The sequence below is a fragment of the Herbaspirillum lusitanum P6-12 genome (assembly GCF_000256565.1).
GTDB classification, from domain to species: Bacteria; Pseudomonadota; Gammaproteobacteria; order Burkholderiales; family Burkholderiaceae_D; genus Herbaspirillum; species Herbaspirillum lusitanum.
The window spans coordinates 1-4,984 of sequence record NZ_AJHH01000645.1; the positions used below are offsets into that span (position 1 = coordinate 1).

Annotated in this window: 4 protein-coding genes; all 4 read right to left on the minus strand. The window is 63.8% G+C overall.

The features are described from left to right. Positions 1-91 precede the first annotated feature (91 nt). The 4 genes from HLUSI_RS0121310 to HLUSI_RS0121325 are packed head-to-tail and all read right to left on the minus strand — an operon-like array spanning position 92 to position 4,832. Positions 92-1,330 (minus strand): NAD(P)/FAD-dependent oxidoreductase, encoded by a 1,239-nt coding sequence (locus HLUSI_RS0121310; protein ID WP_016835880.1) that lies wholly within the window; start codon positions 1,328-1,330, stop codon positions 92-94. Beyond that, positions 1,314-3,749, minus strand: coding sequence for an MMPL family transporter (locus HLUSI_RS0121315; RefSeq protein ID WP_016835881.1), 2,436 nt, complete (start codon positions 3,747-3,749; stop codon positions 1,314-1,316). The genes HLUSI_RS0121310 and HLUSI_RS0121315 overlap by 17 nt, the downstream gene beginning before the upstream one ends. Continuing rightward, positions 3,742-4,368, minus strand: coding sequence for an outer membrane lipoprotein carrier protein LolA (locus HLUSI_RS0121320; RefSeq protein ID WP_040503756.1), 627 nt, complete (start codon positions 4,366-4,368; stop codon positions 3,742-3,744). The genes HLUSI_RS0121315 and HLUSI_RS0121320 overlap by 8 nt, the downstream gene beginning before the upstream one ends. Continuing rightward, complete coding sequence (locus HLUSI_RS0121325) at positions 4,365-4,832, minus strand: acyl-CoA thioesterase (RefSeq protein WP_016835883.1); 468 nt, start codon at positions 4,830-4,832, stop codon at positions 4,365-4,367. Before HLUSI_RS0121325 ends, HLUSI_RS0121320 begins: the two co-directional genes overlap by 4 nt. Positions 4,833-4,984 lie beyond the last annotated feature (152 nt).

Sequence of the window (4,984 nt, forward strand, 5' to 3'; positions counted from 1 at the left end):
AACGCCGGTGTGGCCGGTGTAGTTGAACAGCCGGACAGCAGCATCGCCATGGCGGTTGCAGCCGTGAAGACGCTGAATGAAGCCGGAAAATTCAGGCGCATATGCTTTCCAGTGCGGTCAGGCGACGCTTGCTTTCGCTCACGAAGGGATTGCTCAGATCCCAGGCGTAGCCGGCCAGGATCGCCGAAATCATGCGGCGGATCGCCGGCTCTTGCTGCTCATGAAAGATGACCTTCTGGAAACCGCCGGCATACCAGGATTCGACGAAGGTGCGGAAGGTGTTGACGCCGTTCTTCAGGGGGGCGGCGTAGTCGGTTTCCCAGTCCACGTTTTCGCCGGCGAGCATACGCGCGAGGGTCTCGGTGGCCAGGCTGGCGGATTTCAATGCAATCGTCACACCCGACGAAAAGATCGGATCGAGGAATTCGCCGGCATTGCCGAGCAGCGCGAAGTTCTTGCCCCACAGCGAGGTGACGTTGGCGGCATAGCCGGAAATGGCGCGCGCCGGCGTATCCCATTCGGCGTGCTGCAACAGCGCGCGCAGGGCGGGGTCTTGCATGACCAGCGTGCGCAGCTTGTGCGTTTCGTCGCCGTCGATGGCGGCCAGGAAGGATGATTCGGCCACCACGCCGATGGAGCAGCGCCCCTGGGCAAAGGGAATCAGCCAGTACCAGACGTCATGATGTTCGGGATGCACCGTGATGCGAATCTTGTTGCGATCGAACTGCGGATCGCGGATGCCGTCGGCGATGTGCGTGAAGCATGCGCCGCGCAGGGGGAATCCGGATGGCCGCTCCAGGTCGAGCAGGCGCGGCAGCACGCGGCCGAAGCCGCTGGCGTCGAGGATGAAACGGGATTCGATCGTGTACTCGCGGCCATCGGCGTCGCGTACCTGCGTGCGGGGACGTTCACCGGCCAGGTCGACTGCGGTGACGCTGTGGCGATAACGTATTTCGGCGCCCTGGAGTTCGGCTTGCTGCGCCAGCAGGTGGTCGAAATCGGCGCGCTGCACCTGATAGGTGGTGCCCCATCCGGCCGAATGCTTGTCGCGGAAGTCGAACGCGGTCTGGCGTTCGCCGCAGACGAAGGATGCGCCATTCTTGAACTGGAAACCGTGCTCCACGACCGCTTGCAACATGCCGGCCTGTTCCAGATAGGCCATGCTCTGCGGCAGCAGGCTTTCACCGATGGAGAAGCGGGGAAACTGCTCGCGCTCGATGACCAGCACCTGATGGCCGCGGCGACGCAACAAGGCGGCGGCTACCGCACCGGCCGGGCCGGCGCCGATGATGAGGATGTCGTGTTGTTCAATACTATTGTTTGTCGTCATAAGGGCTCGTAGAGGGAGAAGCAGCGCCGGAAAAACACGGCGAGATGAGCCAGACCAAGGCCATGCCGATCAGCATGGTCAATCCGAATGCATGCAAGGGAGGGCTGCTGCTCAAGGCCAGCAGTCCGAACGAAAGCAGGGCGCTGATCGCCGACAAGCCCACCGTCAGCCACGAAAATCGGCGGTGACGATCCGTCGGTTCCTGCAGGAATATGCCGTAGTCGACACCAAGTCCCAACAGCAGCAGACAAGCCAGCACATGGAAAAGTTGCAGCGGCTGCCCCGTCAGGCCGAACAGCGCCAGCGTCGCCAGCGTCGCCAGCAGCGGCGGTGCAATCGCCCGCCAGGCGGCGCGGCGATAGCGCAAGGAGAGCAGCAGGAAAATGGTGAAGTAGGCTGCCAGCAACGCCCACGTCATGTACTCGCGGTAGTAGTGCAGCACCGCAGAAATGTCGGCCACCTTGTCGACCCATTGCACACCCTCGGCCGGGGCTGCGGCAGCGGCCAGCAGCGGCAACTGCCGATAGTCGCTGAGGCCGCGCACGGCCACGATGCTGGCGTACTGCGCGCCGGTCTTTCCCAGCCACAGATGACGCCAGGGCTGGCCCGCCGGTGAGTCGATGAAGGCCTGGGGCAGCAGCGGCTTGCCATGCGCCAGCAAGCGTTGGCGCATGTCTTGCACCCAGAGCGAATTTTCATCGATGGCCGCCGCGATGGCGGCAAGCGGACCTTGCGGCGCCAGCAGGGTTGCGGCGACCAGATCGCGATCGGCCTGTTGTTGCCGTTGGGACGGCACCCAATTGGAGACGGCCTGCACGCCGCTGATCAGTTTCTTGCCGATGAGGTCTTGCAGTCGTTGCTTCAGTTGTTCCTCGCGCTGGAGGACCTGTTCGGGCGTGTCGCCGCGCACCAGATAGAACTGGGCCGGGTTGGGCGTGTCGAGCAGCTTGCCGAGTTTGATCTGATCGTCGAGCAGGCGTTGCGGTGTTTTTTGCAGCGCGCGGATGTCGTCGCTGACGTTCAGGCGCGTCAGTCCCGCCACGATGAAGACGGCAAGCGTCGCCAGCAGAAGATAGCCGTTGCGGCTGGCGCTGAAGCGCGGCCAGCGCCCGATGCTGTGGCTGTAACGATCGGCCAGCGCGGTGCTGCGCAAGGTGCCGGCGTGGATCAGCGCCGGAAACCACAGGATCACGGTGAGCCAGGCAAACAATAATCCGAGCACCGAAAACACCGCCATCTGGCGCAATCCTGGGAAGGGCGTCAGCGCCATTCCGAGATAGCCGATGACGGCCGCCAGCAGCATCAGCGCAAGGCCCGGCAGCAAGCGGCGCAGCAACGCGCGGGAATCGGTTTGTGCTGCCGTGCCGAGCCGCGCGCACAGGAAATAGATCGCATAGTCCTGGGCGATGCCCACCAGGCTGGCGCCGAACACGAGCGTAAGCAGGTGCAGGCGGCCAAACAGCAACCAGCTGACCGACAACGCGCCGAGACAGCCGATGGCGATGGACAGGGCAATCAGCGCGATCGGCTTGAGCGAGCGGAACGTCAGCCACATCAGCAGCACGATGCCGATCAGCGAGCCGGCGCCGATGGTGGTCATCTCGCTGCTGGCCTGGCTGCTGCCGGCTGCGGCATGGAGGATGACGCCGGCAGTGATGATCTCCGCGTCGGGAACGGCTTGTTTCGCCGCCCGGCCGGCCTGCTCGAGGAGCGGAATGACTTGCTGCTGGGCGGAGATCGAAAACGCCGACTGCTGCAAGTTCAGCAGCAGCAACACATACGAGCGGCCGCCGCTGTCGACGAACAGGCGGCCGTCGCGTGGGCGTACCGGGGTTTCTTGCGCACGCGCCTGCACCCAGCCGCTGAACAGGCCGAACGGATCATCCTGCCACGCGCCCAGCCGGGGGCCGCCGAAAGCGCCGTACATCGTACCGAGCGCCAGTTGGCCCCATTGTTGCGGCGAGTCGCTGCGCAGCTTGTCGCGTTGCTCCTGCGTCAGCAACATCAGGCGGCTCCGGTCGAAACTCGCCAGCCAGTCGCCTTGCAATTGTGCGGCGTCGCCCGCCAGCGGTTGCAGCAGCGCGGGCTGTTTGCCGATGACGGTTTCATAGGCCGATGCGGCCTGCATCGCCTTGTCCCAGTCGGCGTCACCGATGAGGACCACAACTTTTTGCTGGGCGCTGTCGACCATGTGGACGAACGCTTGCTGCATGGCGTCGTCATGACGCGACGATGGCAGCAGGGCGAGGATGTCGGTGTCGGGGCTGGCACGCTGCACCAGCCACAGGTAAGCGTTGTGACCGAGCAGCACGGCAACCACCAGCAGCCATGCCAGCGCCAGACCGCGTCCTGCACCGCGCAAGGATTTGCGCGGCGGAACGCCCGAGGTGGCGGCGTCCTGGTCGGCCGGCTCAGTCAAACATCGCTCCTTCTTCCGCGCTCATGGCCTTGTCGCCGGTCTGGATGGCGGAGAACACGATCTCGGTATGGTCGCCCGAGGCTTCCTGCATGATCACCTTGTTGACGAAGGCGCCGCCTTCGAGCCGGATATCGCCGATGGCTTTGGCCAGGCCCGGTTCGCGCGCCTTGAGGGCGACATTCCAGTTGCCGTTCCTGATGGCGCCGTCCAGTTCGAAGAGCTTGTCGAGCTGGCTCAGGTCGCCCGCCAGCAGCGAGAACAGCACGTTGTTGATCATCTTGACGACCGGCTCCTGCTGGGCGTCGAGGCGCATGGCGACGCGGCCGTTCTGCATCTGCACGATGGCGTTGCGGGTGATGCGCAGGGTGCTTGGAAACGGCTGCAGCGTCTGCCACAGAATGCCCTTGCCGGCGGCGACGCAGAAGCGCCCGTTCGACAGCAGGGGCTTCTTGATGCCGGTCAGTTGTTTGGTCTGGTCGAAGCGGCCGCACATGACGGCGGGTTTGGTCAGCGCCGCCTGGATTTGCGCGACCGGCGCGGCAGCCTCGGCGATGGCGCTTCCTGCCGTGAGTACGCCGAATGCGGCCCATGCAGTCAATTTGCGGAGAGTAAGAGTCATGTCGGTTCCGGATAAGGTAAGCCCAGCTTTTGCCACAATACCGGGGGACTGAGGAAGCACATCTCGCGTTTTTCCATCTGCACCGCCACTTGCGTGGTGACGCCGCGCGTCAGGCGTTGTCCGCTGGCGGCGTCGGTGACGAGGTATTCCATCTTCAACCGGTTTTCCCACTCGACGATGGCGGCGCGCGCCTTGATGCGCTGGCGGAAGGTGGCCGGATTGGAATAGCGCACCTGCAGGTCGATGATCGGCCACATGTAGCCGGATTCCTTCATCGCACCGTAGTTGTAGTCGATCTTGTCGAGCAGCGCGCAACGGGCCGCTTCAAAATATTCGATATAGCGGCCGTGCCAGACCACTTCCATCGGATCGATGTCGTAGAACTGGATTTGCAGTTCCACTTCACCTGTCCATGGCGAGTTGGCCAGCGTGATTTTTTCTTTGGGGAGCCGGAGTTCAGTCATACAGGCTCCAGGCGCGTGCACGGATACGATCCAGCAGCAGGCGCAGGTCGGGTTCCAGCATGCGGTCTTCGGCAATCGGGGCGATGTCGGCGCACAGCGCTTCCTGCATCGCCGCCAGGCGGCTGCTATTGGAGCAGGTATACCATCAAGTA